Raw genomic sequence first — 26,372 nt, forward strand, 5'->3', positions numbered from 1 at the left:
AGCGCTTTGCGTTTGTCGCAGGAATGACGGCGCGGCTCAGTTCTTTTTCATGCCATCGTCTTTTTTCATGCCGTCTTTCATCATGCCATCGTGCTTCATGCCGTCCTTTTTCATCATGCCGTCGTCTTTCTTCATCGCGTCCTTGGACATCGATTCCTTCTTCATGCCGTCGTCCTTGCCCATCTTGTCCTGAGCGAAGACGGCTGGCGCAAACGCAAGGCCGAGCGAAACGAGCGCGGCAGACAGGCCGAGGCCGATACGGGTCGTGGTGGTCATGGGGGTCGTCCTTTGGGTTGGTTTTTCGAAAGCGACGTCTGCCGCTTCTCCAACGACGATGCCGCGACCGGGTTTGTTACCGGCCAGGCCCCAAAGTTCTTCCCTGGTCACGGATAGTTGAAACGGGCAAATTGATGGCGGCTAACGCTCCGCGAGTGCCCAAGTCGGACGTATTATTGTCGGAGTCTTCTGCGAACGGCTGTTTCCGGGGTGTGCGCTGCAGCAGTATCAGGCTTTGGTCTCAGGGCTGGAATCTGGGCTTGCCGTCGTATGCCGCCCCGACCTATCACACAGCCTCGAACTGTCAGACCAGAGCAACTTCGGACGAAGACCGGCTAACATGGGCAGAAGCCGGTCCGGATTGCCGACCTAACAAACTATTAGCAGGGGATAAACCATGCTCACACGCCGCCACATCATCGCATCCGCACTTGCTGCGCCCACCGTCCTTCGTTTCGGCATCGGTACCGCCCATGCCGCCACGACACTGAAGATCTCGCACCAATTCCCAGGTGGTACCATCGACAAGGGTGATTTCCGCGACCGGCTTTGCCGCATGTTCGCCGCCGAAGTCACCAAGCGCTCCGGTGGCGAGATCGCCGCCGAGATCTATCCGAATTCCTCGCTGATCAAGACCAACGCGCAATTCTCGGCGATGCGCAAAGGCGCCCTCGATATCAGCCTCTATCCGATGCCCTATGCCGGCGGCGAATTGCCGGAGACCAATATCGGCCTGATGCCGGGCCTGGTTGCAACCTACGACCAGGGCATGCGCTGGAAGAAAGAGCCGGTCGGCAAGGCGCTGACCGATTTCCTCGCCGACAAGGGCATCATCCTGCTGACCTGGATCTGGCAGGCCGGCGGCGTTGCCAGCCGTACCAAGCCGCTCGTCGCCCCCGAAGACGCCAAGGGGATGAAGGTGCGTGGCGGCTCGCGCGAAATGGACATGGTGCTGCAGACCGCGGGCGCCGCCGTGCTGTCGGTGCCGTCGAACGAAATCTACGCCGCGATGCAGACCGGCGCCTGCGACGCCGGCATCACCTCCTCCACCAGCCTGATCTCGTTCCGCCTCGAAGAGGTCGCCAAGTCGCTGACCTCGGGCGCCGGCGCCTCCTACTGGTTCATGCTGGAGCCGCTGATGATGTCGAAGGCGATCTTCGACAAACTGCCCAAGAAGCAGCAGGACATCATCCTGGCGGTCGGCAGCGAACTGGAAGCGTTCGGCCGCAAGGGCGCCCAGGACGACGATATCGAGGTCGCCAAGGTCTATGAGAAGGCCGGCGCCAAGGTCAGCAAGCTCGATGTCGCGACCGTCGGCAAGTGGCGAGACATTGCGCGCGATACCGCGTGGAAGGACTATAGCGCCAAGACCGCGACATCGGCCAACCTGCTGAAGCTCGCAAGCGACGTCTCCGCATGATGCATGGTCCGCTTCCGGATCAAGAAGACCATTCCGACACCGCCACGGGCAATCCGCTCGTGGCGGCGCTCGGCCAGGCGATGGCGCTGTGCAACGGCGTTATCGTGGTCTTTGCCGCGCTTGCACTGATCGCGGCCTGCGTGATCCTCAGTTACAGCGTGCTCGGCCGCGCCCTGTTCCACAGCGCCAATTACTGGCAGGACGAGGCGGCGGTGTTTCTGCTCGTCGGCGCCACCTTCATGACGGCGGCCTATGTGCAGGGTCAGCGCGGCCATATCGGCATCGAGGCCTTTGTCGGGCTGCTGTCGCCGCTCGCCAACCGCATCCGGCTATGGCTGGTCGATGTCGCGAGCCTGTTGTTCTGCGCCTTCTTTGCCTGGAAATCCTGGACGCTGGCGCATGAGGCCTGGGTCGACGGCCAGGTGTCGAACTCGATGTGGTCGCCCCCGCTTGCGATTCCCTACGTGCTGATGGCTTTGGGCATGACGCTGTTGTGCCTGCAGATCCTGTTGCAGATCATTATTCCCTTTGCTGGTGCTTCACGTCGATGAGCGTTCTTGGAATTGGTATCAGTTACGGCGTTGCGACCCTGTTTGCGATGTTTTCGGGCATGCCCATCGCATTTGCTTTGGGCGCCGTCGCCGTCGTCTTCATGGCGATCTACATGCCCACGGCATCGCTGGATACCGTGACGCAGAACGTCTACGAGGAAATGGCCTCGATCACGCTGCTCTCGATCCCGCTGTTCATCCTCAAGGGGGCGGCGATCGGCAAATCCCGCGCCGGTCAGGATCTCTATTCGGCGCTGCATGCCTGGCTGCATCGCGTACCGGGAGGCTTGGGCGTAGCCAACGTATTCGCCTGCGCGCTGTTTGCCGCGATGGCAGGCTCCTCGCCCGCGACCTGCTCGGCGATTGGTTCGGCAGGTATCCCCGAGATGCGCAAGCGCGGCTATTCCGGCGGCTTTGCCGCAGGCATCATCGCCGCCGGCGGCACGCTTGGCATCCTGCTGCCGCCCTCGATCACCATGATCCTGTTCGCGGTCGCCGCGGAGAAATCGCTGGGCCGGCTGTTCCTCGCCGGCATCGGCCCGGGACTGTTGCTGGTGACACTATTCGGCATCTACGCGGTATTCCGCTTCCGCAAGGAGTATGCGGCGGCGAAGGTTCTCTACGAAAAGACCGGAACCGAATCCGCGATCCTGCATCGCGACGAGTTCACGATGGCCGAGCGCTTCACCATGCTGCCGCGGGTGATCCCGTTCGTGCTGCTGCTCACCGGCGTGATGATTGCGCTGTATGGCGGCTACGCCACGCCATCGGAAACCGCGGGCCTCGGCGGCCTGTTGGCGCTGGTGCTGATCGCGGTGATCTACAGCGTATGGCGGCCGAGCGACCTGTCGCCGATCCTGAAATCCACTATCCGCGAATCCACCATGCTGATGATGATCATCGGCATGTCGCTGCTCTATTCCTACGTGATGAGCTATTTGCACATCTCGCAGTCAGCGGCCGAAGCCATCGTCGCCATGCATCTGCCGCGCTGGGAGCTGCTGGTCGCGATCCTGCTGATGGTCGTCGTGCTCGGCTTCTTCCTGCCCCCGGTGTCGATCATCCTGATGACGGCGCCGATCATCCTGCCGCCGCTGCGCGCCGCCAATTTCGACATCATCTGGTTCGGCGTCGTCATGACCATCGTGATGGAGATGGGGCTGATCCACCCGCCGGTAGGGCTGAACATCTTCGTCATCCGCAACGTCGCGCCCGATATCCCCTTGAGCGAGGTGATCTGGGGCACGCTGCCGTTCGTGCTGCTGATGATGCTGGCGGTGCTGTTGCTGTGCTTCTTCCCGGGGATTTCAACCGGGCTGCCGGACCTGGTGATGGGGCCGGACGGGGGGCGTTGAGACAGGCGAATAGTGAGTAGCGAATGGCGAATGGAAGCCTCCATTCGCTACTCACTATTCGCTATTCGCCTCTTCACCCGACACGGAGCCCGATCGAGCCGCCACCGACGACGCGCAGCAAGTCCGTCCTCACCGCCTCGATATGCTGCTGCAGAAACCGGCAGGCCTCGTCGATCGCCTGCGCCCGGCATAGCGCGATCAGGTGGGCGTGTTCTTTTTCGGCCGTCCCCATCGCCTTGGTGTTGGAGAGCTGCAGGCGCGTGTAGCGGTCGCTGGTCTGCAGCAATGCGATGACGATCGCCTTGGTCCGCGGCCGCCGCGCGTGAACGTACAGCGCCATATGGAAATCGGCATTGAGCTGGCCCCACTCACTGATGTTGCCCGCCTTGATCGCCTTCTCGAAGCGCTTCTGGATGTCGTCCAGCCCGGCAAAGTCTTGTTCCGTAAAATGCGACGCCGACTGCGCCAGGAGCCGCGGCTCCATGATCCCGCGCAGATCGAATACGTCGTTGATTTCGTCCAGCGACAGCTCCGAGACGATCGCGCCTTTTTGCGGGACGATCCGCACCAGCCCCTCGGCTTCGAGCTGAAACAGCGCCTCGCGTACGGGAATGCGGCTCACGCCGTAAACATCGCCCAGCGCGTCCTGCCGAAGCTGCGAGCCGGCCGGATAGGTCCCATCGAGAATCGACTGCCTGAGCTGGTCGACGATCGCAGCCGACAGCGTCCGGTGCTTCAGGGCGCCTTTCATTTGATCTTCCGTCGTCATGGCCGGCCCTTCCGATCGAGGCGGGCCCTGTTTCGCACGTTGACGTGGTCCCGACCCAGCAAAAGCTAACGAGCCTTCGTAATCTTCATTTGACAAGATGGTATAAATTATACTGACAGCAGGGCTCTTTATGGTCGAGCCGCACGAGAAGGCAGAGGCGAAGCCATGATAGCGACAGCGCTGAAAGAACCGGCCGTTGCTACCGAACGTCGGGTTGAAGGCCGCGTAGGCGGCCTATTTCGCGGCCCGCATCTTCGCGTTCAACGCCGCCGCCACGCGGCTGACCGGCGGACGGCCAATCAGCCCGCTCACGACGTTGGTTGCAGCCACCAGCTTGTCCATATCGACGCCAGTCGCAATGCCCATACCCTCCAGCATGTAGACCACGTCCTCCGTCGAGACGTTCCCCGTCGCGCCGGGGGCGTAGGGGCAGCCGCCGAGGCCGCCGGCGGCGGAATCGATCACGCGGCAGCCCTCCTCCATCCCGGCATAGAGATTGGCGAGCGCTTGGCCGTAGGTGTCGTGGAAGTGCATCGCGAGATTGGCCATTGGCGCATCGCCGGCCACAGCGCGCAGCAGATGCCGCGCTTTCAGCGGCGTCCCGACACCGACGGTGTCGCCGAGCGAGATTTCGTAGCAGCCGAGGTCCCACAGCACCTTTGCGACATCGACCACGGCCTGCGGCTTGATCTCGCCCTCATAGGGACACCCGAGCACAGTGGAGATGTAGCCGCGCACCCGCACGCCGTCCGCCTTGGCGCGGGCGAGCACCGGCTTGAACCGCTCGATCGATTCCGCAATCGAGCAATTGATGTTGGCGCGCGAAAAGCTTTCCGATGCCGCGGCGAACACCGCGATCAGCTTGGCGCCAGCGGCTTGTGAAGCCTCGTAGCCGTTCTCGTTTGGCACCAGCACCGGCAGTTCGCAATTCGCGTGGTGGCTGACGCCGCGCAGTACCTCGGCCGACCCGATCATTTGCGGGATCGCCTTCGGCGAGACGAACGCGCCGACTTCGACGGTGTGGAGGCCCGCAGCGATCAGCGCCTCGATGAACGCGATCCGACCGGCGACGCTGATCGGGGTCTTTTCGTTCTGCAGCCCGTCGCGCGGGCCGACTTCGACGATGTGGACGCGATCGCTCATGACGCCGCCGGCTCGACTTCGGCGAGTTCGACGCCTTCGCCGACGATATCGCCGACCTTGCACTTGATCTTCTTCAACACGCCCGCAAACGGCGCGCGCAGGGTCTGCTCCATCTTCATGACTTCCAGCGTCAGGATCGCAGCACCCTTTTCCAGTATTGCGCCCTCCTCGGCCAGCAGCGCGACGACCGTGCCCGGTAGGGGCGCCACGATCTTGTCTTCGCCCACCTGCTCCTCGGTCTCGCCGCCGAACGGATCGACCCAGTGCAGATCGAAGCGGCCGTTGCGGGTACGCAGATAAAGCTCATGCCCCTCGATCACGGCGGTGACACGCGATTTCATGCCATCGATCGTCAGGTCGAAACCACCGCCCTCGGCAGGCGAGGTTGTGAAAACGAACTGATGTTTGCCGATCGATACTGTCGATGCTCCGTTACCATATCGCAGCGTCACCTTGATTTCGGCGCCCTGCCCCTGTCGGAACGAAAAGACCCGTTGCCGCTGTCCGACCGGCATCCAGCCGAAGGTTTGCCACGGCGAATGCGCTTCCCGGTGCGCGGCCTTCTGCTCCTCGACGACGATCGCAGCCACCGCGGCGCAAAGCTCGAGATCGCCGAGCGCGCTTGCGGCTTCCGTCAGCTTCTTCAGTTCGCGCTCGATGAAGCCGGTGTCGATGGTGTTGGCGCGCACGTGCGGGTGCGTGATCAGCGCCGACAGGAACGGGATGTTGGTGACGATGCCCCTGACGTCGGTCTCTTCCAGACCGCGATTGAGCCGCTCGATGGCGGCCTGCCGCGTCGGCGCCCAGGCGATCACTTTTGCCAGCATGGCGTCGTAATAGGGCGAGACCGTATCGCCTTCGCGATAGCCGGCGTCGACCCGCAGGCCGTCGACGGCATCCGGCGTACGCCAGGTCTTGATCCGGCCGACCGAGGGCATAAAGTTCTTCTGCGGATTTTCGGCATAGACCCGCGCCTCGATGGCGTGGCCGTTCAGCCTGATCTCGTCCTGCTTGAGCGGCAGCTTCTCGCCGAACGCTACCCGCAACTGCCATTCGACCAGATCGACGCCGGTAATCAGCTCGGTCACGGGATGCTCGACCTGCAACCGGGTATTCATCTCGATGAAGAACACCTCCTTGCCGTCGGAGACGAATTCGATGGTGCCGGCGCCGACATAGTTCACCGCACCCGCCGCCTTGCGCGCGGCGGCGCAGACCGTTTCGCGCTGTTTGGCGTCCAGCGTCGGCGACGGTGCCTCCTCGATCACCTTCTGGTGCCGCCGCTGCAGCGTGCATTCGCGCTCCCAGAGCGAGAGCAGATTGCCATGGCTGTCACCGATGATCTGCACCTCGATATGCCGGGGGTTTTGCACGAACTTTTCGATCAGCATGCGGTCGTCACCGAACGCAGCCTTCGCCTCGCGCTTGGCGCTGACGATCGCCGCTGAAAGTTCGCCGGCCGAATTCACCACCCGCATGCCGCGCCCGCCGCCGCCGGCGGACGCCTTCACCAATACGGGGAAGCCGATCTTGTCGGCGGATTTTGCGAGCGTCGCCTCGTCCTGGGCCTCACCGTGATAGCCGGGCACCAGCGGGACGCCGGCCTTCTCCATCAGCGCCTTGGAGCCGGATTTTGAGCCCATCGCGGTCATCATCGCGGCGGTCGGGCCGACGAACACCAGTCCGGCATCCAGGCAGGCTTGCGCGAACTCTGCATTTTCGGACAGGAAGCCATAGCCGGGATGGATGGCCTCGGCGCCGGTCTGACGTGCGGCTTCGATCACGCGCGCGATATTGAGATAGCTGTCGCGGGCCCGCGCCGGTCCGAGCAGCACGGCCTCGTCGGCCATGGCGACATGCATGGCGTCGCGGTCGGCTTCCGAATAGACGGCGACGGTGCGCAGGCCCATGGCGCGGGCGGAGCGGATGACGCGGCAGGCGATCTCGCCCCGGTTCGCGATCAGGAGCGTACGAAAACGCCGGTAGAGTTTTGCACGGTCCATCATCACATCCTGAACAGGCCGAATTTCGTGGGTTCGATCGGCGCGTTGGCTGCGGCTGATAGACCAAGGCCGAGCACCAGCCTTGTGTCGGCGGGATCAATCACGCCGTCGTCCCACAGCCGCGCGGTGGCGTAATAGGGGCTACCCTGGTGTTCATATTGCGCGCGAATGGGCGCGCGGAATTTGTCCTCTTCCTCGGCGGACCAGCTATCACCCTTGGCCTCGATATTGTCGCGGCGGACCTGGCTCAGCACCATGGACGCCTGCTCGCCGCCCATCACGGAGATGCGCGCGTTCGGCCACATCCACAGGAAGCGCGGAGAGTAGGCGCGGCCAGACATGCCGTAATTGCCGGCGCCATAGGAGCCGCCGATCACGACGGTGAATTTCGGCACACCAGCGGTTGCAACCGCCGTCACCAGCTTGGCGCCGTCGCGCGCGATGCCGCCGGCTTCGTATTTCTTGCCGACCATGAAGCCCGTGATGTTCTGCAGGAACACCAGCGGGACATTGCGCTGGCAGCACAATTCGATGAAGTGCGCGCCCTTCAGCGAGCTCTCGCTGAACAGGATGCCGTTGTTGGCGATGATGCCGACCGGATAGCCCCAGATATGGGCAAAGCCGCAGATCAGCGTCGTTCCGTAGAGTTTCTTGAATTCGTCGAATTCCGAGCCGTCAACGATCCGGGCGATGATGTCATGCACATCGAACGGCTTGCGCCCGTCGGCGGAGACCACGCCGTAGATTTCTTCCGCCGGAAACAGCGGCTCGCGCGGCTCGCGCATGTTGAGCGCCGCACGCGTCGGCGGCTTCAGCGTGGCAACAATGCGCCGGGCGATCCCGATCGCATGGGCATCGTTCTGCGCATAATGATCAGTGACGCCGGATTGCCGCGAATGCACGTCGGCGCCGCCGAGTTCTTCGGCGGAAACCACCTCGCCGGTCGCAGCCTTCACCAGCGGCGGGCCGCCGAGGAAGATCGTTCCCTGGTTACGCACGATGATGCTCTCGTCCGACATGGCAGGCACATAGGCGCCGCCGGCGGTGCACGAGCCCATCACGATCGCGATCTGCGGAATGCCCTGCGCGGACATCTGCGCCTGGTTATAGAAGATGCGGCCGAAATGCCGCTCGTCCGGAAAGATCTCGTCCTGCATCGGCAGGAAGGCGCCGCCGGAATCGACCATGTAGACGCAGGGCAGATTGTTCTGCCGCGCGATGTCCTGCGCGCGCAGATGCTTCTTCACGGTCATCGGATAATAGGTGCCGCCCTTGATGGTGGCGTCGTTGGCGACGATGACGCATTCGCGGCCCGAAATACGCCCAACCCCCGTGATGACGCTGGCGGAATGGACATCGCCGCCATAGAGGCCGTGGGCCGCAAGCGGCGACAATTCCAGGAACGCGGTGCCGGGATCGACCAGCAGGTCGACACGCTCGCGCGCCAGCATCTTGCCACGCGACGTATGCCGCTTGCGCGACGTCTCGCCGCCGCCGCCGGACACAACCTTGAGCTTCTCGCGCAGTTCGGCCACCAGGCCGCGCATCACGTCGGCGTTGCGGGCAAACTCGGAGGATGTGGGATCGATGGTGCAATGAAGCGGCATGGTCGGCGTTTTCTTTGGATGCTGGAGTGCCCGGGATGGCTTCAGGATGGTCGGAACAGCCCATTCGGAGAGAATGCGACAGCCTGTATCATCTTTGCCCCGTTGTGAAGCTTAAGCCGTCTTTTCAAACAGTTCCCGGCCGATCAGCATGCGGCGGATTTCGCTGGTGCCGGCGCCGATCTCGTAGAGTTTGGCGTCGCGCAACAGACGCCCGGTCGGATAGTCGTTGATGTAGCCATTGCCGCCAAGCAGTTGGATGGCGTCGAGCGCGCATTGCGTTGCCTTTTCGGCGGCATAGAGGATCGCGCCGGCCGCATCCTCGCGCGTGGTCTCGCCACGGTCGCAGGCTTTTGCCACCGCATAAACATAGGCGCGCGAGGCGTTCATCGTGGTGTACATGTCGGCGATCTTGCCCTGCACCAGTTGGAAGGTGCCGATCGGTTCGCCGAACTGCTTGCGCTCGTGCACGTAGGGCAGCACCACGTCCATGCAGGCCTGCATGATGCCGATCGGGCCCGCCGCCAGCACGGCGCGCTCGTAATCGAGGCCCGACATCAGCACGTTGACGCCGCGGCCGACTTCACTGAGCACGTTTTCTTCCGGCACCTCGCAGTCCTCGAACACCAGTTCGCAGGTGTCGGAGCCGCGCATGCCGAGCTTGTCGAGTTTCTGCGCGGTGGAAAATCCCTTCATGCCCTTTTCAATGATGAAGGCGGTCATGCCGCGCGGACCGGCCTCGGGATTGGTCTTGGCGTAGACCACCAGCGTGTCGGCCACGGGTCCGTTGGTGATCCACATCTTGTTGCCGTTCAGCACAAAACGGTCGCCCTTCTTGTCGGCGCGGGTCTTCATCGAGACCACGTCCGAGCCGGCGCCCGGCTCCGACATCGCCAGCGAGCCGACATGCTCGCCCGAGATCAGCTTCGGCAAATACTTCCGCTTCTGCGCCTCGCTGCCGTTGCGGCGGATCTGGTTGACGCAGAGGTTGGAATGCGCGCCGTAGGACAGGCCGACCGCAGCCGAGGCCCGCGACATCTCCTCCACCGCAATGCAGTGCTCGAGATATCCGAGGCCGGTGCCGCCATACTCCTCCTCGACGGTGATGCCGTGCAGGCCGAGCGCGCCTATTTTGGGCCAGAGGTCGCGCGGGAATTGATTGCTGCGGTCGATCTCGGCGGCGCGCGGCGCGATTTCGTTCTGCGAAAACGAATATACCGTCTCGCGGATCGCATCCGCGGTTTCGCCGAGATCGAAGTTGAGAAGCAGCGCCCAGTTTGAGGCCATCATTTCCTCCGGGGGTGTATTCCTTGTAATTAAACGATCATACGTTTTTTTAAATCGGCTGCAAGTGGAACCTGCCTGAACTCAAATGATGGCTACAGGCGATTGAAATTACTGTCATTTCGTGACAGAATTATACGATCGACCGCTCGTTTCCACGGCGGCGAATGCCTGGAGGTCCCATGGCGCGGACGATCGGTTCTCACGGCCCGAAGACGATGGAGGCGATCCGGAAAGCCGGGCTGCGCCTGATCTTCGAGCACGGCTATGCCGCCATGAGCCTGCGCCAGCTCGCCGCCGAGGTCGGTATCCAGTCGGGATCGCTCTACAACCACATCTCGACCAAGCAGGAGCTGCTGTTCGAGCTGGTGCGGGACCACATCAACGAATTGCTTCGCCAGCTCGATCGTGCCCTGCAGGGCAAACAGCGGCCGGTCGACAAGCTCCGCGCCTTCACAGCCTTCCACGTCACCTATCACATGACCAGGAAGCGCGAGGTCTTCATCGCCAATTCCGAGCTGCGAAGCCTGGAGCCGAAGAATTACGAAGAGATCGTGGCGCTGCGCGGCGCCTATGAGCGGCGGCTGGCGGAAATCCTCAGCCACGGCGTGGCGGAAGGTGAGTTCGAGGTCGTGGACATCCAGGTGGCGACCTTTGCGATCCTGGCCTTGTTGACCGGCCTCACCACCTGGTATCGCCCGGGCGGGCGGCTCACCAAGGAGGCCATCGTCGCCGCCCACGAAAAGCTGGTGCTGTCGAGCGTCGCCCCGGGTGCAACACCCAACAGGTCTCAAGCCAAACGCTCCCCCTCCCCGAGCGCCGCGACGCGTGGCAGGCTGGAGCGCCGATGAGGTTGCCCAAGAGGAACCTATGACGGAACGCCAGCCCCTCGACGACATCGATCTCAAGATACTGTCCGAGCTGCAAAGGGATGGACGGATACGCAACAACGAACTGGCTGAGCGGGTCGGCCTTTCGGAGCCACCGTGCCGGCGGCGCGTTCGCGCGCTCCGCGAGCGCGGCTATGTCAGCGCCATCAGGGCCACGCTCGACGAAACGCTGCTGGGCTACGAGGTCATTTCCTTTGTCCTGATCCAGTTGCAGAGCCAGGCCCAGGCCCCGCTGCAGGCGTTCGAAAAATCGATCGCGGCGGTCCCGCTGGTCCTGCAGTCCTGGCGGATTTCGGGTGACGCCGACTATCTGCTCAAATGCGTGGCGCGAAACGTCGAGGGCATGCACCAGCAGCTTCTGCAGTTTTCCGCGATACCTGAAGTGCGCAACATCAGAACCTTCCCGGTGCTAGGTGTCGCGAAGGACGCGCCGCTGCCAATACCAGGCGATCCGGCGGCATCCGGCCTGGGGCGATAGCCCTGGTCCGGACTCCCGGCGTCCGGCCTAATGCGTCCAGGGTTCGACGCGCTTGAAGGCGAAATTGTCGGCGTAGGCGACCGGCCGGCGCACCGAATCCTTCGGCTCGATCACCTGGTAGGCAATGCCCTTGCGCTCGCAATAGGCTATCGCGTCTTCCTTGGTGTCGAAGTGCAAGGTGAGCTGCTGCTTCATGTCGCCCGACGAGGTCCAGCCCATCAGCGGCTCGACCGCCCGCGGCTGCTCCGGCTCGTAGTCGAGCTGCCATTCCCGGATCTTCGCCCTGCCCGATTGCATCGCGTTTTTGGCGGGTTTAAAAATGCGTGCGGTCATGGATGGTTGGGTCCTCAAGCCTATGCGACAGGGTAGCGTTTGGCGGAAACAGCCGGGATAGTATAGAGACATCTTTCAGGAAATTTGATCGGTGATTCCAGCTACCCGGATGTACCATTTCCGTACCGGTATAGTCATTATGCCGTACTGTGACAATCTAGGGCTATCCGGCGGCCGGGACCTGCGCCATCCTCCCCCGAAAGCATCACTGCGAAACGGCAGCCATGAAAATCAACGCCACCCTGCCAGAAAAAGGACGCGACCTCCGGCTCGACCTGTTTCGGGGGGTCGCGAACTGGGCGATCTATCTGGACCATATTCCGGATAATGTCGTGAACTGGATCACCACCCGCAACTACGGGTTTTCCGACGCCGCCGACCTGTTCGTTTTCATTTCCGGCTATACCGCCTCCTTCGTCTATGCCCGGATGATGCTGGAACGCGGCTTCATCGTCGGCGCCACGCGGCTGACCAAGCGCGTCTGGCAGCTTTATGTCGCCCACATCATCCTGTTCGTGATCTATATCGCTTCGATCAGCTATCTCGCACTGCGTTTTGGCGATTCCCAACTGGTCAACGACTTCAACGTCGCCGGCCTTATCGACAACGCGACCGAAACGCTGCGGCAGGGCCTGTTCCTGAAGTTCAAGCCGGTCAACCTCGACGTGCTGCCGCTCTATATCGTGCTGATGGGCCTGTTCCCGCCGGTGCTGTGGATCATGCTGCGCCAGCCCAACTGGACCATGATCGCCGCCCTAGCGCTATGGCTGGTGTCGCGGCAGACCGGCTGGAACCTGCCCGCCTACCCGCAGGGTACCTGGTACTTCAATCCGTTCGCCTGGCAGGTGCTGTTCGTGTTCGGCGCATGGTGCGCGCTCGGCGGCGCCCGCAAGAATCTCCACATCATCAACTCGCCGATCACGCTCTATTTCTGCATTGCCTACATGATCCTGGCGCTCGTCATGACCATGGCCGGCAAGTTTCCGGCGTTCGGCGAGTTGTTCCCGCAGTGGCTGTATTCGATGTTCAACCCGAACGACAAGACCAACCTCGCGCCCTATCGCTTCCTGCACTTCGTGGTGATCGTGATCCTGGTCATCCGCTTCGTGCCGAAGGATTGGTCGGGCCTGGAGTGGAAGATCTTCGATCCGCTGGTGGTCTGCGGCCAGCAATCACTGGCCGTGTTCTGCGTCGGCGTATTCCTGTCGTTCGTCGGGCATTTCGAACTGTCGATGAGCTCAGGCTCGCTGTTCGCGCAGATCTTCGTCAGCGTGACCGGCATCGCGATCATGACCATCGTTGCCTACTACATTTCGTGGTCGAAGCGGCAGGACAAGCCGCTCAAGCCGCCGGCGCCGAAAGCCGCCGGAGCGGCTCCCGGCTGATCCTGGGCAGCCACCCTCAGGCCGGCTGCGCGGTCGACGCCACCAGCGTCCGCACGTCGGCGTAGACGTTAAGCACCGGCGCGACCACCTTGTGCATGGCGGTCTTCGAGACGATCGTATCGTGGATGACCAGATGATCGACGCCCGTGGTCAGAAAGCAGTTCACGGCATCCTGCGGCGTTTCCACGATCGGCTCACCCTTGATGTTGAATGAGGTGTTGATCAGCACGGGAACGCCGGTCAGCGCCTCGAATTCCTTCAGCAATCGGTAGAGCATCGGATTGGTTGCTTCGCGCACGGTCTGGACCCGCGCGGTGCCGTCGACATGCACGATCGCCGGGATTTTGTCCCGCCACTCCGGGCGCACCGGCTTGGCTATCAGCATGAAGGGCGAATCCTCCTCGCCCTCAAATATCTCCTTCATACGCTCGGCCAGCACGATCGGCGCGAAGGGGCGGAACGCCTGCCGGTGTTTGACGCGGCTGTTGAGGATATCCTTCATCTCGGGCTTGCGTGGATCTGCGATCAGGCTGCGATTGCCGAGCGCGCGCGGTCCGAATTCCGACCGGTCCTGAAACCAGCCGATCACCTTCTGATCGGCGAGCAGCTTTGCCGTGTCGCAGCAGACATTCTCGCTCTTGACGGCGTCGACCTGGATTCGCACCAGAAATTTCTGCAGCTCCTTCGCGGCCTCCTGATCGCTGTAGCGTTTGCCGACATAGGAATGGTCCATCACGAAGTCACGGCGCTGCTTCAGAATTTCGAGCCAGCCGTAATAGGCGCAGCCGATCGCAATCCCGTCGTCGCCCGCCGCCGGCTGGATCCAGACATTCTCGAATCCGGATTCGCGGGCGACCCGCCCGTTCGCCACGCAGTTCAGCGCGACACCGCCGGCCATGCAGAGGTTCTTCGCACCGGTGGTTTCGCGCAGCCAGCGGGCACGGGCGAGCAGCACGTTTTCGGTGTCGTCCTGCGTGCGCCAGGCCAGATCTTCCCAGTGCCGCATCGCCGGGCTCTTTTCCCAATTGCTGCCATCGAACACGAAAGGCTGCTTGAGGTCAGCGGTCCAGTGCGGCACGTGCAGTTTGCCGTCGTTCATTTCGAGCAGAGGCTTGACCTGGTCGCGGCGGCCATAGGGTGCCAGCCCCATCAGCTCGCCGCATTTATTCCAGTCGCCGAAAATGTAGGTGGAGGCACGGCTGTAGAGCGCGCCGAGACCGGGCATGGTGTAGAATTCGTCGCTGAGGAAGCCGCGGTCCGGCTCCATCCAGACCTTCTTGAGGCATTCCAGCGTCGTGCCGCTGAACTTGTAGTAACTCTCCGACTCGCGTGCCAACGGCGTCGCCGCGTCACTGGCGGGAAAGGCTTCCATGACGTCGGAACGGTAACTGCCGACGCCATCGACGATCATAACGACACCATCCTCGAACGGCGACACTGCGAACGCGCTGTAGGCGTGCGCCAGATGGTGGGAGATCGTGACGACCTTGTCCTGACGCGACAGATACAGCGGGTGCTTGGCCGCGTCGGTCCGCTCGAAATCCGGAAGAAAGCCCGGCGCATCGAAATAGACCAGCCGCTCCTCCATTTCCTGGACCGGCAGGATGTAGCAATTGCGAACCACCAGATCGACGTCGTCGAGTGTGATGCCCTCGGCTTCGAGGCAATAGTCGATCACTTCTTTGTAGAAGCCTGACGCGTGCTTGGCCCGCGTGATCCGCTCCTTGGCGATCGCAAAGGCGATGGCGCCGTCGCGCAACAGGCAGGCGCTCACATCATGGTCGTAAGTGTTCAGGCCAAGGACATAAGTGTGTTTTTTGGACATGGGTACTCGTTAAGGCGGGGATCGTCGTATGCTGAAAAATGGAGATCGTGTCGACATCAAGATGCTGGCGTGGCCTTGCCGTAGCTTCTCTCTAAGTTCTGCAGCGCACCGTCATCGGCGTTCAGGAAACATTCAGGAAGATGAACGGCGCAATGCAAAAAACCTCGGCAAACCGGCCATAACTTGACCTTATCTGCCCTTCTTAATAAAGTCCTCAAAGTCCGAAAGAACCTTAGAAATATTGTCTTAGTGCATCTGAACCGAAAGCAGCCTCGCGCGTCTAAGTGAGATGGTGCCGAAGTCCAGATGTCTGGAAGTGACCCGGAGATTCCTGAATGGCTACACGCTACAATATCCTGACCCGCTGCCTCGCAGCGTTGGCTTTGTTGTTCGTCTACGTCGCCAGCACCTCTGCGATTCTGGTCGGCGGGACGACTACGTCCGCGCTGGCTCGAGGCGGCAGAGGCGGCGGCTTTCGCGGCGGCGGCGGCCGAGGCTTTTATCGCGGCGGCGGCAGAGGCTTTTATGGCGGCCGGGGCTACTACGGCCGAGGTTATGGCTTCTATGGCGGTGGTCCCCGCTGCTGGTGGAACGTCTACGGCGTCCGCGTCTGCAGGTGGTGATATAGGCTTGATCGCTGTCGCATAACGCGACCGCGAACCAGGCGCGCCGGGCAACCGGCGCGCCTCTTCTTTTTGGTGGATCGGATCACGCGATAAGCAGACGGCTCCGCCGCTGAACAAGGCCGTGTTCTCATAGAGCCGATGGCGTGACGCGTCGAAATTAATGTCCGTTTTGCTCCTGAGACAACTCGGTTGCTGCGCAGAAGCGAAATGACGCGATGGGCCAGCATCCAACCTTGCGATCCGAAGGCTCGACCCCAAGTATGGTGCCAGTTCTATCCGGAGCAGACCGCAATGCGTGACGCCGATGGGTCAGCGATGGTCAAAGTGCTGCTATTGAATGACGACGAAACGACGATGGAGTTCGTTGTTCAAGTGCTTGAGAGCGTTTTTGGAAAGACACGCGAGGAGGCGCTCAAGCTGGTACTGGAGATCCACCGCGATGGAAGTGGCGAATGTGGTGTCTATACGGTTGGACAGGCGTCAACCATCGTCGCGCGTGTAGCCGCGCTGGCCGATCGCAACGGCTATCCCCTGCGCTGTGTCACCGAGCCAGGCTTGATGAGCTGATTTCTAGCTTGCGAGCCGTGGCAACAGCTTGAGTGCATTGCCTCGCTCGATGGCCGCAATCTGTTCGTTCGTGAACACACCCGCCTCGCGCAGCCCCTTCACATGATCGGTGCCGGTCCGGTACGGGAAATCTGTTCCGAACACGATCTGCGACGGCGGAATGATCGCCGCGAGCGCCGACATCGAGCCGCGGTTGGAGGTCTGCGCGGTATCGTAGAAGAAGCGCTTCAGCTCGGCGAGCGTGCCATCCGGCACCGTCTCCTTGGCCTTCGGCACCAGCAGCGGATGGCGGACGAAACGCTCGATCAGGAACGGCATCGTCCCGCCGGCGTGCGAGAAGATCCAGCGGATGTCGGGAAACCGCCGCGCGTTGCCGGAGAATACGATGTCGGCGATGGTGCGCGTCGTATCGGTGCCGAACTCGATCATCACAGGTGGCTGCGTCGGCGCCAGGTTCACGCAGCAATTGGCGGCCGTCGGATGGGTGTAGACCAGCGCCTTGCGGCGGTTGATTTCTTCCATCACGGGCAGGAATGATGGATCGCCAAGCCACTTGTCGCCATAGCTCGTCATCAAGGCGATGCCGTCGGCCTTCAGCGTATCGAGCGCATACGTCAGTTCGCGCAGGCTGCCTTCAGCGTCGGTGAGCGGCAGCATTGCGAAATTGCCAAACCGCCCGGGATAATCCGCGACCAGCTTTGCGCCATACTCATTCGACTCGCGGCACAGCTTTCGCGCCGCATCGCCCTTGGTGAAATTGACCGCGGGTGTAGTCACCGACAGCATCGCGGTGGCGATGCCGGCTTTGTCCATGTCATCAAGCGATTTTTCGATGGTCCAGTTCTTCATCAGTGGATCGCCAAAACCGCTGTCGTTCGACGCCGTCACATAGGTCGGCGGCGACAGATGGTGATGGACGTCAATCCGGAACGGCTTTGTGTCTGCGCTTTGCGCCGATGCCCGGCCGCCACCCGCCGCTGTCGTCAACGCCAGCGCGCCGGCGCCGAGCATGAAGCCGCGCCGGCCTGGGTTGGAAAGCGACGGACTTGGCTGGCCGCAGCAGAAGCAGCCCTGCAGCGAGGGCATACGCAAATCCGTCATTCGTTCTCTCCCCGATTTTGTTTTTCGTTGCGTGCAGCCTTCAGCCGTCGAGAATGGCAACCGCCCGTGTCCAGCCCGCCGAGGCGCGCTCGATCTTCACCGGGAAGCACGACACCATGAAGCCGGTCGACGGCAGTTGCTCGAGATTGTGCAGCTTTTCGATGTGGCAATAGCCGATATGGCGGCCGGCCTTGTGGCCTTCCCAGATCAGGCTGGCGTCCCTGGTCTCGGCATATTTCTTCGCGGTATAGACGAACGGTGCGTCCCAGCTCCAGCCGTCGATGCCGGTCAGCCGCACGCCGCGCTCCAGCAGATACATGGTGGCTTCATAGCCCATGCCGCAGCCCGAGGTGACGTAATCCTGCCGGCCATATTTAGCGCCGGCACTGGTATTGATCACCACGATCTCCAGCGGCGACAGCGTATGGCCGATGCGCTTCAGCTCAGTTTCGACATCCTTGGCGGTCGCGACATAGCCGTCCGCAAAATGCCGGAAGTCCAGCTTCACGCCCGGCTGAAAACACCATTCCAGCGGCACCTCGTCGATGGTCCAGGAACGCTCGCCGCGATTCATGGTGGGATGGAAATGCCAGGGCGCGTCCAGATGCGTGCCGTTATGGGTGGAGAGCGATACCTGCTCCACTGCCCAGCCCTGGCCATCAGGCAGATCTTCCGCCTTCAGCCCGTCGAAGAACTGCAGCATTCGCGGCAGGCCCTGCTGGTGATCGATGTACTGGATGGTCGGATGATTGCCGGGCGGATCGGCCGGCACGTCGTTTTGCAGGGGAACGGAGATATCGATCAACTTGCGCGCCATGGCGTTTCCTCGCTTGATGTTCTTCCTGGGCTGACGTGTCGGGATGCGGCTATTGCCGCTCGACCCGGTTCTTCAACGTACCGATCTTTTCGACTTCGAGCTCGATGGTATCGCCGTGCTCGAGATACCAGCCGAGCTCGAGGCCACAGCCATTGCCGACGGTGCCGGATCCGATGAATTCGCCGGGCATCAGGGTCTCGTCCTTGGTGACATGGGCGATGATCTCCTCGAACGAGAATAGCATGCCCTCCGTCACGCCCTGGGAGCGCATCTTGCCGTTGACGCGCGCTTCCATCTTCAATTTGTAGGGATCGCCGATCTCGTCCGGGGTAACGATCCACGGCCCCATCACGTTGCCGCCGTCAAAGCTCTTGCCTTTCGCCGGCCCCAGCCGCCCCTCCATTTCAATGCGCTGGGCATCGCGCGCGGAAAAGTCGTTGAAGATCGTATAGCCGAAGATGTGATCCCTGGCCTTGGCCGCGGAGATGTTGGCGCCCTTGCTTTTGGTGATGATGCCGAATTCCAATTCGTAATCCATCACCTGGCTATAGCGCGGCCATTTCACCGTGGTGTTGGTGCCGCGCACGCTGAAGCGGTTGGTGATGTAGTAGATCGGTTGCTTGCGGTAGACCTCCGGCAACTCGCCGAGCGGCTCGGCTTCGATCCGCGCCAGTTCGGCCATGTCGTTCTTGGCGCGCGCGGCGAGCTTGAGCTGCCCGCGCGGGGCCTGCAGGATGTGCAGCGGAAACGACATCCCGTCCCGCATCTGCCGCGGCTCCGGGACCGGCGCCAGAATCTCAGCCGTCTCGGTCTTGATGGACAGGCTCTCGTCCTTGCCGTGCTTCTCGAACACTTTTGCTGCCTGTTCGAGCGCGGCGTCGCCGGTGTCGATCAATGCCAGCATCGATGCGAAGGCGGGATTGGCGCTTCCGCTTCGGTTGGCGGCGGCTGTGAGATCGAACAGAAGCGTATCGCCCGTATGCACGATTCCGATCTTTTCCTGTCCGCCGGATTTGAATGTCGCGAGTTTCACTGGGGGTACCCCTTGTTTTCCGATGAAATATATGATCAAAAAAAATATCGATAAACAAGTCAGAAAAATGTGTGATGGGGAGAATGTCGTGAAAAAGGCCCTTGCCGCCCTTGCGGTCAGCGTGACGCTGACCGGCACCGCCTTTGCGCAGGCCAAGATCCAGGTTGGCTGCACGGCGACCTCGGACTGCGCCTCGGCGATGGTGGCGATCGATGAGGGCATCTTCAAAAAGCACGGGCTCGAGGTCGAGATGACGCCGATCGGCATCAACTCGAATATCCCGGCCGCGATCCTGTCGAACTCGATCCAGATCGGCGGTCCGACCTCGACCGTGTTCCTGCAGGCAGCCGACGGCGGCCTCGATCTCGTCGCCATCGCCGGTGCAACCGTGATGAGCCCGGTGTCGAACGGCAACATCACCGCCTTTGTCCGCAACGGCATCACCATCAAGGAGCCGAAGGATTTCGTCGGCAAGAAAGTCGGCGCGCCCGGGCTGAACGCCTTCCTGCACGTGCTGTTCGTGAAATGGCTGGTGGAAAAGGGCGTCGATCCCAAGAGCGTCAATTTCGTCGAGGTCACCTTCCCGACCATGGCCGATATCATCAAGTCCGGCGGCGTCGACGCCGTGCTGACCGCCGAGCCGTTCGTGACTCGCATGACCAATGCCGGATTGGGCTCGGTCGGCGCGCGCTATGCCGTCGAACTCGCGCGCACCGATCCGATCATCTTCTATGCCGCGTCGCGCGAATGGGCGGAAAAGAACGCGGCAGCGATCAAGAAATTCCGCGATGCGCTCGCCGAATCCGCAGTCATCGTCAACAACGACCGCGAAAAGGCATCGGCCTCGATTTCAAAATTCACCAAGCAGCCGGTCGAGCTGGTCAAGGCGACGCCACCGAACCGCTCCGAACCGGCGCTGAAGCCCGAACAACTCGCCTGGTGGATCGAAGTGATGTCGACGCAAAAGATGCTGCAATCCAAGCTCGATACTTCGAAGCTGGTCCTGAAGTAGAGGATTTCGCGATGCCGGCCTCCGAGCGCCAATTGAACCGACCGGTGACCGAGGCCGCCACGCTGACCGAGCGCGCAGCCATGCTGGTCGAGCAGGACATCCTGGCCGGCCATCTGGCGCCGGGATCGCGGCTCGGCATCGTCGACCTGGTGCAACGCTACGAGATCGGCGCGACGCCGCTGCGCGAGGGCCTGTCACGGCTGATGTCGCGCGGGCTGATCGTTGGCACCGGACAGCGCGGCTTTCGCGTCGCTGACGTCAGCCGCGAGGATCTGCTTGACATCACCACCATGCGCACGGCGGTCGAAGTCGAGGCCATCCGGCTCGCCATCGTCCATGGCGACGACGCCTGGGAGGCGGGAATCGTCAGTGCGCTGCACCAGATGCGCCGGCACATCGAGCGCACCGGGGATGAATTCCGCGAGGGTGCGGAGGATTTCGACCGGCTGCACAAGGGCTTTCATACCGCTTTGCTGGCCGCGTGCGGCTCAAAGCGCATGATGGCCGCCCATTCCGATCTCTACGACCAGGCCTATCGCTATCGCCGGGTGATGATGCGCTCCTTCGACAGCGGCAAAAAATTCGTGCGTGCGCACCAATTGCTCGCCGACCGTATCATCGCGCGCGATATTCCCGGGTCGCAAGCGATGCTGGAAGCGCATCTGCGCTCGACCATGGACTTCGTCTATCCCTCAGGCAGCGAGAGCTGAACCATGGCAAGCGCCGCAAAACGTCTCGAAGCCGTTCCCGGCCAGCCGACGCCGCAGATCGCATTTGACGGGGTCACGCTCGTACTCGGCGGCAAGACCATCATCGAAAATCTCAGCCTCGGCGTCCGCCCCGGTGAATTCCTCTGCATCGTCGGCGCATCCGGTTGCGGCAAGACCACGGCGCTGCGTCTGGCGGCAGGGCTCTACCAGCCGTCCAGTGGCAGAGTGAATTTCGACGGCCAGCCGATGCGCGAGCCGCGCCGCGAAATCGCGATCGTGTTCCAGGACTACGGCAAGGCGTTGCTGCCGTGGCGCACCGCGGCCGGCAACGTCTCGCTGGCGCTGGAAGCGGGCGGCATGCCGTCGGCCGGGCGCCCTGCCCGGATCGAGGAATTGCTGCGCACCGTCGGCCTGCCCGGCCACGCCGGCAAATATCCCTCCGAAATGTCCGGCGGCATGCAGCAGCGCCTGCAGATCGCTCGATGTCTGGCGCAAGAGCCGAAGACGCTGCTGATGGACGAGCCGTTCGGCGCGCTGGATGCGATGACGCGGCAGGGTTTGCAGGACGAGGTGCTGTCGCTGGTGGCGGCCAGCGGCGCCACGGTGATCTTCGTGACCCACGACCTCGACGAGGCGATTTATCTCGGGGATCGCGTCATCGGCCTGCTGCCGCATCCGGGACGGATCGGCATCGAACTTTCGGTCAACCTGCCGCGCCCGCGCGATCAATTGTCGACCCGCGAGCATCCGGAATTCCTGCGGCTGCGGCGGCAGTTATTCGACTTCATCAAGGCGACCGAGCAGTGACGGGCAATTCCGCCAAGGCACTGGCGCTGCCGCTGGCCGTTCTGCTGGCGTTCGAAATCTGGGCGCGCGCCACCCATCTGCAAAGCGACAGCCTTGCGCCGCCGAGCGAGATCGTCATGGCGCTCTTTGGTGCCTTCGCCGATTTCTCGATCCTGACGGCGACCCGCGACACACTGTTCTCGGCCTTCGCAGGACTGGCAATCGGCACGATCAGCGGCCTCGCGCTCGGCATTGCGTTCGGAATTTCCGATACCCTCAACCGCCTGATGGAAGTGACGGTCGAGGCGATCCGGCCGATCCCCTCGATCGCGCTGCTGCCGATCGCGCTGATCGCGCTCGGCTTCGGCTACCGCATGGAAATCGTGATCGTGGCGTTTGCCTGCGTCTGGCCGGTCTTGATCCTCTCGCGCGCGGCCGTGCGCAGCATCGAGCCGCGGCTGATGGAGGTGGCGCGGGCGTTACGCTTGCCGCCGGCACAGCGGGTCTGGAAGATCATCATCCCGGCGGCGTTGCCGCGCATCTTCGTGGCCTTTCGGCTGTCGGCCGGCATCGCCCTGATCGTCGCCGTGACGGTCGAAATCGCCATCAACCCGCTCGGCCTCGGCGCCGGCATCATGCTGGCGCAGCAGGCGCTGCGTCCCGACCTCATGCTGGCCTATCTGGTCTGGATCGGCATCATCGGCTACGCGCTCAACATCCTTCTTACCGTGGCCCAACAGCGCCTGTTCGGCCGCGCCGCGTTGAGCGGAGACGGCCAATGAATCGGGCCGTCATCATGTGGCGCGTGGCGAGCTTCGCGGTTGCCGCCGGTTTCATTGCGCTCTGGCAATTGATCGCCAATCTGAAACTGGTCTCGCCGGTGTTCCTGCCGGGCCCGGATCGCGCCTGGGCCTCGCTGGTGCGCGGATTTTCCTCCGGCGATCTCTGGAGCAAGCTCGCCGGCACGCTCGAGCATATGGCCTATGGCTGGCTTGCCGCCTCCATTGCCGGCGTCGCGATCGGCGCAATCATCGGATCGTCGCGCACGATGCGGACCTATGTCGCGCCCTCGCTGGAGTTTTTGCGGCCGCTGCCGGTCTCGGCGATCATCCCGGTCGCGATCGCAATGCTCGGGCTGACGCAGGCAATGGCGCTGTTCGTGATCGCCTTCGGGGCGATCTGGCCGATCATGCTGGCGACCATCCACGGCTTTGCGGCGGTGGAGCCCCGGCTCTATGAGGTGGCGCGGTCGCTGCAGATGTCGCGGTTCGCCGTGATCTCAAAGATCGCATTGCCCTCCGCCAGCCCCGACATTCTCGCCGGCATGCGCCTCAGCCTGACGGTGGCGCTGATCCTCTCGGTGGTCTGCGAAATCCTGGCCGGCCTCGACGGGCTCGGCCACTGGGTGCTGCTCTCGGCCCGCGCGTTCCGCTCGGCCGATCTGTTCGCCGGTGTCATCCTGCTAGGCGTCACCGGCTACGTGACGTCGGTGGCGATGTCGCTTGCCGAGCATCGGCTGTTGGCATGGCAGGCCTCGCAGCGCTAATCGATGCTGGCTACCCGCGCGCGGGACGCCATCGGCGACCTCGCGCGACGCGCACTTTCCGGCACGGCGGACGTTGGAACATCCGTGCCGAAGCGCTGCGGCTCGCGTTGAAGCCAGAGCAATCGCCGCTTCCCCGCGCTCACCACGTCGCCGGCAACGCATGCGATCCAGCGCCAGAACGCCTGGGGACTGAAGGTGACCAGCACCTCGTGGTGCCGCATCCCCTTGCCGCCCTTGACCAGCCCGAGATCGCGGATGATGCAGTACGTCCCGCTGCTCATGCGGGCGAACTTCGTACCTTGAAAATGACTGCGCACGCGCGACAACATATGCGCAGCATGCACCGCACGTCGATTCCGTCAATCTTGACGGCCGCCGAATCGCCCTCGCCGAGGTACGAAGCCGTCAAAGCGTTGCGTTGTTGCCGCGCTCGCCGATGCGATGCACCTGACCGGTCGGAACCCGCACACGGCTCAACACCTCCCGACGATCGCTCATCCGCGCGCTGGATGGCTCGCGCTGCGCGAAGCATTCAAGAATCTGGATACGGATTTCCTCCGCGACCGGACCCTCGACCTGGCGCATGCGATTCCAGAGCCGGATTATTTCCCGTTGCTTCTCGACATCCATTGGTCACCTCCGAGGAATGACCAACACAAGAACATAACGAGAACAACATTGCAAGCTACCCCGAGGGAGCTAGAAACAAATACTCAGAATTTTCATTCGGCAGTTCTCCACTGCGCGAGATTTTGGCTTCGAGGAAGCTACCTGCTTCGGCGGCTTCGTAGCCTTTGGAGGCTTCGCCGGCTTGGGATGCTCATAGTTGCCAGCAATCACCATGGCCCAATACATGCGACCGGTCTTCGCACTTTTCACGCTGGCGACACCGACGCGCGTGGCGCCGGGCAGCAGGAGGTTTTTTCGGTGCCCTGACGAATTGATCCACTGGTCGAGGGTTTTGGGAAAGCTGTCGTAGCCATACGCAATGTTCTCCGCGGCTCGGCCGGCGCCCGCCGGATCGACGCGCGTATTGAATCGGCCGAGCACGTCGTGATCCAGTTGGTCCTTGGCGGCCATCGCCTGGGCTTGGTCGTGTGCAATCCGCGTGAGAGTCGCGTCCAAAGTTACGCGCTTCTCCCCGTGCTTTAGCCGAAAGTCAGAAATCATCTGCGCGGGATTGGCCACAGCCGTCCGGCCCAAGACTGTGGTGGCAAAACAAAGCGACAGCCCCAGCAAAAGTGCCTGCCGCGCCGGAAAGGCTGTCTTCCTGCCCATCACAAGTATTCCCCTGCCCCTTCCCAATTGGGACCACTGGGAAGATTCAATCCGAAAAAGACGCAGTAAGTCATTGATTTAGTTGGTCGGGGCAGCTGGATTCGAACCAACGACCTGCAGTACCCAAAACTTAACAGGTTATTTTCCGACCGATTCCATTGCGTGCCGTCCATTGCCTCCCGCCATCTAACTGATTGCTTATATTGTGGTATTTCGAACATTCCATTTCCGTTGCTTTCCCGTCGTTTCCGCTCAATACATGATCCGGTGGCTACTCGGTGGCTATTCGGAGAAAGCGATGCCAGTTCTAAAGCTAGGACGACGTGCCGTTACCGGCCTGCCCGCTGTATCAAAGCCGACGATCTTTTACGACTCCGACCTGACCGGCTTCGGCGTCAAGGCGATGCCTTCGGGTGCCCTATCATGGATAGTCGAATACCGCCCGGGAGAAGGCGGCAGGCGCGTTGCAAAGCGCCGCATGGTGATAGGTACGCCCGCCACGCTCTCGCCTGAGAAGGCCCGTGACGCCGCTGAGACGTTGCTGGCCAAGGTTAAGTTGGGGGCTGACCCGGCGGCCGAGCGCGGCGCTGCCAGGAAGGCCGAAACGGTCGACGAGTTGATCGACAGTTTCGTCAAGGACCACCTCAAACCAAAATGCAAGGCGGGCACGATCCGACTCAACGCTGGTTATATCAAGAATCATATTCGCCCTGCCCTCGGCAAAAAGAAGGCCAAGGCTGTGACGCGTTCAGACGTTAACCGCCTCCACCTCAAGATAAAAGACGCCGGGTACGCTGTCGCAGCGAATCGCGTCGTGTCGCTGATCGGAACAATCTATGAGTTCGGCCTCGAAGAAAAAATACTTCCCAGGGGTACTGAGAATCCCGCCGGCGGCATTAAAATGTTCGACGAGAAGCCACGTCAGCGCTATCTCACCGGAGATGAACTGCAGCGGCTCGGGGCGGCGCTCAGTGAGGCTGAGACGGTCGGGATTCCGTGGGAGCCCGACCCGACGAAGAAAACGAAACACGCGCCCAAGCCTGAGAACCGACTCACCAAGATTGATCAACATGCCGCCGCAGCGTTGCGCTTGCTCTTGTTCACCGGCTGCCGATTGGGGGAAATCCTCAATCTCCGCTGGAGGGAATATGATGCCGGTCGCGGCTTGGCGTTCCTGCCGGACTCCAAAACTGGCCAGAAACCCGTGGTACTATCGGCGCCAGCCATCGCGATATTGGACACCCTGCCCCGCATCGGCGTCTACGTCATCGCCAGCGAGTCGGCTGGCACGAAGGACGAGACTCCGCGCGCCGACCTCAACCGGCCTTGGCGAGCAATCCGCAGGCGCGCTGGCATCGAAGACGTCCACATCCACGACCTCAGACACTCGTTCGCCAGCGTCGGCGCGGGCTCTGATCTCGGTCTGCCGATCATTGGGCGTCTGTTGGGCCACACACAGGCGAGCACAACGCAGCGCTATGCACACATTGCGGTCAATCCCGCGAAGCGGGCTGCGGATCTAATCGCCGGCAAGATTGCCGACGCGATGAATGGGAAATAGAAACAGCCCGCCCCTTGGA

General features: G+C 62.2%; 28 protein-coding genes. 14 read left to right on the plus strand and 14 right to left on the minus strand.

Features of this window, described 5'->3' with window-relative positions; genetic code table 11:
• Positions 1-36: 36 nt before the first annotated feature.
• Positions 37-276 (minus strand): pentapeptide MXKDX repeat protein, encoded by a 240-nt coding sequence (locus V1283_RS16955; protein ID WP_108519462.1) that lies wholly within the window; start codon positions 274-276, stop codon positions 37-39.
• Between the two features lie 397 nt (positions 277-673).
• Here V1283_RS16955 and V1283_RS16960 point away from each other — a divergent pair, with 397 nt between their 5' ends.
• The 3 genes from V1283_RS16960 to V1283_RS16970 are packed head-to-tail and all read left to right on the plus strand — an operon-like array spanning position 674 to position 3,602.
• Positions 674-1,696 carry a TRAP transporter substrate-binding protein gene (locus tag V1283_RS16960; protein ID WP_334387593.1) on the plus strand — a complete coding sequence of 341 codons (1,023 nt, stop codon included), beginning with the start codon at positions 674-676 and terminating at the stop codon, positions 1,694-1,696.
• Positions 1,693-2,247 carry a TRAP transporter small permease gene (locus V1283_RS16965; RefSeq protein WP_334387594.1) on the plus strand — a complete coding sequence of 185 codons (555 nt, stop codon included), beginning with the start codon at positions 1,693-1,695 and terminating at the stop codon, positions 2,245-2,247. Before V1283_RS16960 ends, V1283_RS16965 begins: the two co-directional genes overlap by 4 nt.
• Positions 2,244-3,602: a TRAP transporter large permease gene (locus tag V1283_RS16970; RefSeq protein ID WP_334387595.1), complete on the plus strand. Its 1,359-nt coding sequence runs from the start codon at positions 2,244-2,246 to the stop codon at positions 3,600-3,602. Before V1283_RS16965 ends, V1283_RS16970 begins: the two co-directional genes overlap by 4 nt.
• Positions 3,603-3,675: 73 nt before the next feature.
• Here V1283_RS16970 and V1283_RS16975 read toward each other — a convergent pair whose 3' ends face one another.
• From V1283_RS16975 to V1283_RS16995, 5 genes are all read right to left on the minus strand, one after another.
• On the minus strand, positions 3,676-4,353 hold the full coding sequence (locus V1283_RS16975; RefSeq protein ID WP_334387596.1) for a GntR family transcriptional regulator: 678 nt from the start codon (positions 4,351-4,353) through the stop codon (positions 3,676-3,678).
• Positions 4,354-4,605: 252 nt separating this feature from the next.
• Positions 4,606-5,514 (minus strand): hydroxymethylglutaryl-CoA lyase, encoded by a 909-nt coding sequence (locus tag V1283_RS16980; RefSeq protein WP_334387597.1) that lies wholly within the window; start codon positions 5,512-5,514, stop codon positions 4,606-4,608.
• Entirely contained in the window at positions 5,511-7,517 is a 2,007-nt protein-coding gene (locus V1283_RS16985) for an acetyl/propionyl/methylcrotonyl-CoA carboxylase subunit alpha (protein WP_334387598.1), read from the minus strand. Before V1283_RS16985 ends, V1283_RS16980 begins: the two co-directional genes overlap by 4 nt.
• Before the next feature lie 2 nt (positions 7,518-7,519).
• Positions 7,520-9,124 (minus strand): carboxyl transferase domain-containing protein, encoded by a 1,605-nt coding sequence (locus V1283_RS16990; RefSeq protein WP_334387599.1) that lies wholly within the window; start codon positions 9,122-9,124, stop codon positions 7,520-7,522.
• A 111-nt stretch (positions 9,125-9,235) separates the two neighbouring features.
• Positions 9,236-10,408, minus strand: coding sequence for an isovaleryl-CoA dehydrogenase (locus V1283_RS16995; protein WP_334387600.1), 1,173 nt, complete (start codon positions 10,406-10,408; stop codon positions 9,236-9,238).
• 179 nt (positions 10,409-10,587) lie between these two features.
• Here V1283_RS16995 and V1283_RS17000 point away from each other — a divergent pair, with 179 nt between their 5' ends.
• Both V1283_RS17000 and V1283_RS17005 read left to right on the plus strand, forming a co-directional pair.
• Complete coding sequence (locus tag V1283_RS17000) at positions 10,588-11,256, plus strand: TetR/AcrR family transcriptional regulator (protein ID WP_334387601.1); 669 nt, start codon at positions 10,588-10,590, stop codon at positions 11,254-11,256.
• Between the two features lie 19 nt (positions 11,257-11,275).
• Positions 11,276-11,773, plus strand: coding sequence for an Lrp/AsnC family transcriptional regulator (locus V1283_RS17005; protein WP_334387602.1), 498 nt, complete (start codon positions 11,276-11,278; stop codon positions 11,771-11,773).
• Between the two features lie 27 nt (positions 11,774-11,800).
• Here V1283_RS17005 and V1283_RS17010 read toward each other — a convergent pair whose 3' ends face one another.
• On the minus strand, positions 11,801-12,106 hold the full coding sequence (locus V1283_RS17010) for an ETC complex I subunit (RefSeq protein WP_334387604.1): 306 nt from the start codon (positions 12,104-12,106) through the stop codon (positions 11,801-11,803).
• A gap of 224 nt (positions 12,107-12,330) precedes the next feature.
• On the opposite strand from V1283_RS17010, the gene V1283_RS17015 reads away from it, so the two are divergent.
• The gene (locus V1283_RS17015; RefSeq protein WP_334387605.1) at positions 12,331-13,491 is read left to right on the plus strand and encodes an OpgC domain-containing protein; all 1,161 of its coding nucleotides are present in this window, start codon (positions 12,331-12,333) and stop codon (positions 13,489-13,491) included.
• 16 nt (positions 13,492-13,507) lie between these two features.
• On the opposite strand, the gene V1283_RS17020 is transcribed toward V1283_RS17015, so the two are convergent.
• Positions 13,508-15,316 carry a carbamoyltransferase family protein gene (locus tag V1283_RS17020; protein ID WP_334387606.1) on the minus strand — a complete coding sequence of 603 codons (1,809 nt, stop codon included), beginning with the start codon at positions 15,314-15,316 and terminating at the stop codon, positions 13,508-13,510.
• Between the two features lie 335 nt (positions 15,317-15,651).
• Here V1283_RS17020 and V1283_RS17025 point away from each other — a divergent pair, with 335 nt between their 5' ends.
• Together V1283_RS17025 and V1283_RS17030 are read left to right on the plus strand one after the other, a co-directional pair.
• Complete coding sequence (locus tag V1283_RS17025) at positions 15,652-15,939, plus strand: hypothetical protein (RefSeq protein WP_334387607.1); 288 nt, start codon at positions 15,652-15,654, stop codon at positions 15,937-15,939.
• A gap of 294 nt (positions 15,940-16,233) precedes the next feature.
• On the plus strand, positions 16,234-16,509 hold the full coding sequence (locus V1283_RS17030; protein WP_334387608.1) for an ATP-dependent Clp protease adaptor ClpS: 276 nt from the start codon (positions 16,234-16,236) through the stop codon (positions 16,507-16,509).
• A gap of 3 nt (positions 16,510-16,512) precedes the next feature.
• On the opposite strand, the gene V1283_RS17035 is transcribed toward V1283_RS17030, so the two are convergent.
• From V1283_RS17035 to V1283_RS17045, 3 genes are read right to left on the minus strand one after another with little or no spacing between them, the layout of a single operon-like run.
• Positions 16,513-17,610, minus strand: a complete 1,098-nt coding sequence (locus V1283_RS17035) for an amidohydrolase family protein (RefSeq protein WP_334387609.1) — start codon at positions 17,608-17,610, stop codon at positions 16,513-16,515.
• Between the two features lie 40 nt (positions 17,611-17,650).
• On the minus strand, positions 17,651-18,427 hold the full coding sequence (locus tag V1283_RS17040; RefSeq protein ID WP_334387610.1) for a cyclase family protein: 777 nt from the start codon (positions 18,425-18,427) through the stop codon (positions 17,651-17,653).
• Positions 18,428-18,476: 49 nt separating this feature from the next.
• On the minus strand, positions 18,477-19,460 hold the full coding sequence (locus V1283_RS17045) for a fumarylacetoacetate hydrolase family protein (RefSeq protein WP_334387611.1): 984 nt from the start codon (positions 19,458-19,460) through the stop codon (positions 18,477-18,479).
• A gap of 121 nt (positions 19,461-19,581) precedes the next feature.
• On the opposite strand from V1283_RS17045, the gene V1283_RS17050 reads away from it, so the two are divergent.
• From V1283_RS17050 to V1283_RS17070, 5 genes are read left to right on the plus strand one after another with little or no spacing between them, the layout of a single operon-like run.
• Positions 19,582-20,472 (plus strand): ABC transporter substrate-binding protein, encoded by an 891-nt coding sequence (locus V1283_RS17050; protein WP_442895866.1) that lies wholly within the window; start codon positions 19,582-19,584, stop codon positions 20,470-20,472.
• 11 nt (positions 20,473-20,483) lie between these two features.
• On the plus strand, positions 20,484-21,182 hold the full coding sequence (locus V1283_RS17055; protein ID WP_334387614.1) for a GntR family transcriptional regulator: 699 nt from the start codon (positions 20,484-20,486) through the stop codon (positions 21,180-21,182).
• 3 nt (positions 21,183-21,185) lie between these two features.
• Positions 21,186-21,989 carry an ABC transporter ATP-binding protein gene (locus tag V1283_RS17060; RefSeq protein ID WP_334387615.1) on the plus strand — a complete coding sequence of 268 codons (804 nt, stop codon included), beginning with the start codon at positions 21,186-21,188 and terminating at the stop codon, positions 21,987-21,989.
• Entirely contained in the window at positions 21,986-22,750 is a 765-nt protein-coding gene (locus tag V1283_RS17065) for an ABC transporter permease (RefSeq protein ID WP_334387616.1), read from the plus strand. Before V1283_RS17060 ends, V1283_RS17065 begins: the two co-directional genes overlap by 4 nt.
• Complete coding sequence (locus tag V1283_RS17070; RefSeq protein WP_334387617.1) at positions 22,747-23,514, plus strand: ABC transporter permease; 768 nt, start codon at positions 22,747-22,749, stop codon at positions 23,512-23,514. The genes V1283_RS17065 and V1283_RS17070 overlap by 4 nt, the downstream gene beginning before the upstream one ends.
• Here the strand turns inward: V1283_RS17070 and V1283_RS17075 are convergent.
• The 3 genes from V1283_RS17075 to V1283_RS17085 form a co-directional block, all read right to left on the minus strand.
• A complete protein-coding gene (locus tag V1283_RS17075) occupies positions 23,511-23,795 on the minus strand; it encodes a hypothetical protein (RefSeq protein WP_334387618.1) in 285 nt (94 codons plus the stop codon). The two genes, V1283_RS17070 and V1283_RS17075, sit on opposite strands and share 4 nt — an antisense overlap.
• Before the next feature lie 124 nt (positions 23,796-23,919).
• The gene (locus V1283_RS17080) at positions 23,920-24,144 is read right to left on the minus strand and encodes a hypothetical protein (protein ID WP_108519488.1); all 225 of its coding nucleotides are present in this window, start codon (positions 24,142-24,144) and stop codon (positions 23,920-23,922) included.
• A gap of 69 nt (positions 24,145-24,213) precedes the next feature.
• Entirely contained in the window at positions 24,214-24,792 is a 579-nt protein-coding gene (locus V1283_RS17085) for a CAP domain-containing protein (protein WP_334387619.1), read from the minus strand.
• A gap of 298 nt (positions 24,793-25,090) precedes the next feature.
• On the opposite strand from V1283_RS17085, the gene V1283_RS17090 reads away from it, so the two are divergent.
• Positions 25,091-26,353, plus strand: coding sequence for a tyrosine-type recombinase/integrase (locus V1283_RS17090; protein WP_334387620.1), 1,263 nt, complete (start codon positions 25,091-25,093; stop codon positions 26,351-26,353).
• Positions 26,354-26,372: the final 19 nt, after the last annotated feature.

Origin of the sequence: Bradyrhizobium sp. AZCC 2262 (assembly GCF_036924535.1) — a bacterium.
Classification (GTDB): domain Bacteria; phylum Pseudomonadota; class Alphaproteobacteria; order Rhizobiales; family Xanthobacteraceae; genus Bradyrhizobium.

Bases quoted from the DNA above. Each gene is read 5' to 3' on its own strand.
- V1283_RS16955 (WP_108519462.1), bottom strand. From the start codon at position 276: ATGACCACCACGACCCGTATCGGCCTCGGCCTGTCTGCCGCGCTCGTT.
- V1283_RS16960 (WP_334387593.1), top strand. From the start codon at position 674: ATGCTCACACGCCGCCACATCATCGCATCCGCACTTGCTGCGCCCACC.
- V1283_RS16965 (WP_334387594.1), top strand. From the start codon at position 1,693: ATGATGCATGGTCCGCTTCCGGATCAAGAAGACCATTCCGACACCGCC.
- V1283_RS16970 (WP_334387595.1), top strand. From the start codon at position 2,244: ATGAGCGTTCTTGGAATTGGTATCAGTTACGGCGTTGCGACCCTGTTT.
- V1283_RS16975 (WP_334387596.1), bottom strand. From the start codon at position 4,353: ATGAAAGGCGCCCTGAAGCACCGGACGCTGTCGGCTGCGATCGTCGAC.
- V1283_RS16980 (WP_334387597.1), bottom strand. From the start codon at position 5,514: ATGAGCGATCGCGTCCACATCGTCGAAGTCGGCCCGCGCGACGGGCTG.
- V1283_RS16985 (WP_334387598.1), bottom strand. From the start codon at position 7,517: ATGGACCGTGCAAAACTCTACCGGCGTTTTCGTACGCTCCTGATCGCG.
- V1283_RS16990 (WP_334387599.1), bottom strand. From the start codon at position 9,124: ATGCCGCTTCATTGCACCATCGATCCCACATCCTCCGAGTTTGCCCGC.
- V1283_RS16995 (WP_334387600.1), bottom strand. From the start codon at position 10,408: ATGGCCTCAAACTGGGCGCTGCTTCTCAACTTCGATCTCGGCGAAACC.
- V1283_RS17000 (WP_334387601.1), top strand. From the start codon at position 10,588: ATGGCGCGGACGATCGGTTCTCACGGCCCGAAGACGATGGAGGCGATC.
- V1283_RS17005 (WP_334387602.1), top strand. From the start codon at position 11,276: ATGACGGAACGCCAGCCCCTCGACGACATCGATCTCAAGATACTGTCC.
- V1283_RS17010 (WP_334387604.1), bottom strand. From the start codon at position 12,106: ATGACCGCACGCATTTTTAAACCCGCCAAAAACGCGATGCAATCGGGC.
- V1283_RS17015 (WP_334387605.1), top strand. From the start codon at position 12,331: ATGAAAATCAACGCCACCCTGCCAGAAAAAGGACGCGACCTCCGGCTC.
- V1283_RS17020 (WP_334387606.1), bottom strand. From the start codon at position 15,316: ATGTCCAAAAAACACACTTATGTCCTTGGCCTGAACACTTACGACCAT.
- V1283_RS17025 (WP_334387607.1), top strand. From the start codon at position 15,652: ATGGCTACACGCTACAATATCCTGACCCGCTGCCTCGCAGCGTTGGCT.
- V1283_RS17030 (WP_334387608.1), top strand. From the start codon at position 16,234: ATGCGTGACGCCGATGGGTCAGCGATGGTCAAAGTGCTGCTATTGAAT.
- V1283_RS17035 (WP_334387609.1), bottom strand. From the start codon at position 17,610: ATGACGGATTTGCGTATGCCCTCGCTGCAGGGCTGCTTCTGCTGCGGC.
- V1283_RS17040 (WP_334387610.1), bottom strand. From the start codon at position 18,427: ATGGCGCGCAAGTTGATCGATATCTCCGTTCCCCTGCAAAACGACGTG.
- V1283_RS17055 (WP_334387614.1), top strand. From the start codon at position 20,484: ATGCCGGCCTCCGAGCGCCAATTGAACCGACCGGTGACCGAGGCCGCC.
- V1283_RS17060 (WP_334387615.1), top strand. From the start codon at position 21,186: ATGGCAAGCGCCGCAAAACGTCTCGAAGCCGTTCCCGGCCAGCCGACG.
- V1283_RS17070 (WP_334387617.1), top strand. From the start codon at position 22,747: ATGAATCGGGCCGTCATCATGTGGCGCGTGGCGAGCTTCGCGGTTGCC.
- V1283_RS17075 (WP_334387618.1), bottom strand. From the start codon at position 23,795: ATGAGCAGCGGGACGTACTGCATCATCCGCGATCTCGGGCTGGTCAAG.
- V1283_RS17080 (WP_108519488.1), bottom strand. From the start codon at position 24,144: ATGGATGTCGAGAAGCAACGGGAAATAATCCGGCTCTGGAATCGCATG.
- V1283_RS17085 (WP_334387619.1), bottom strand. From the start codon at position 24,792: ATGGGCAGGAAGACAGCCTTTCCGGCGCGGCAGGCACTTTTGCTGGGG.
- V1283_RS17090 (WP_334387620.1), top strand. From the start codon at position 25,091: ATGCCAGTTCTAAAGCTAGGACGACGTGCCGTTACCGGCCTGCCCGCT.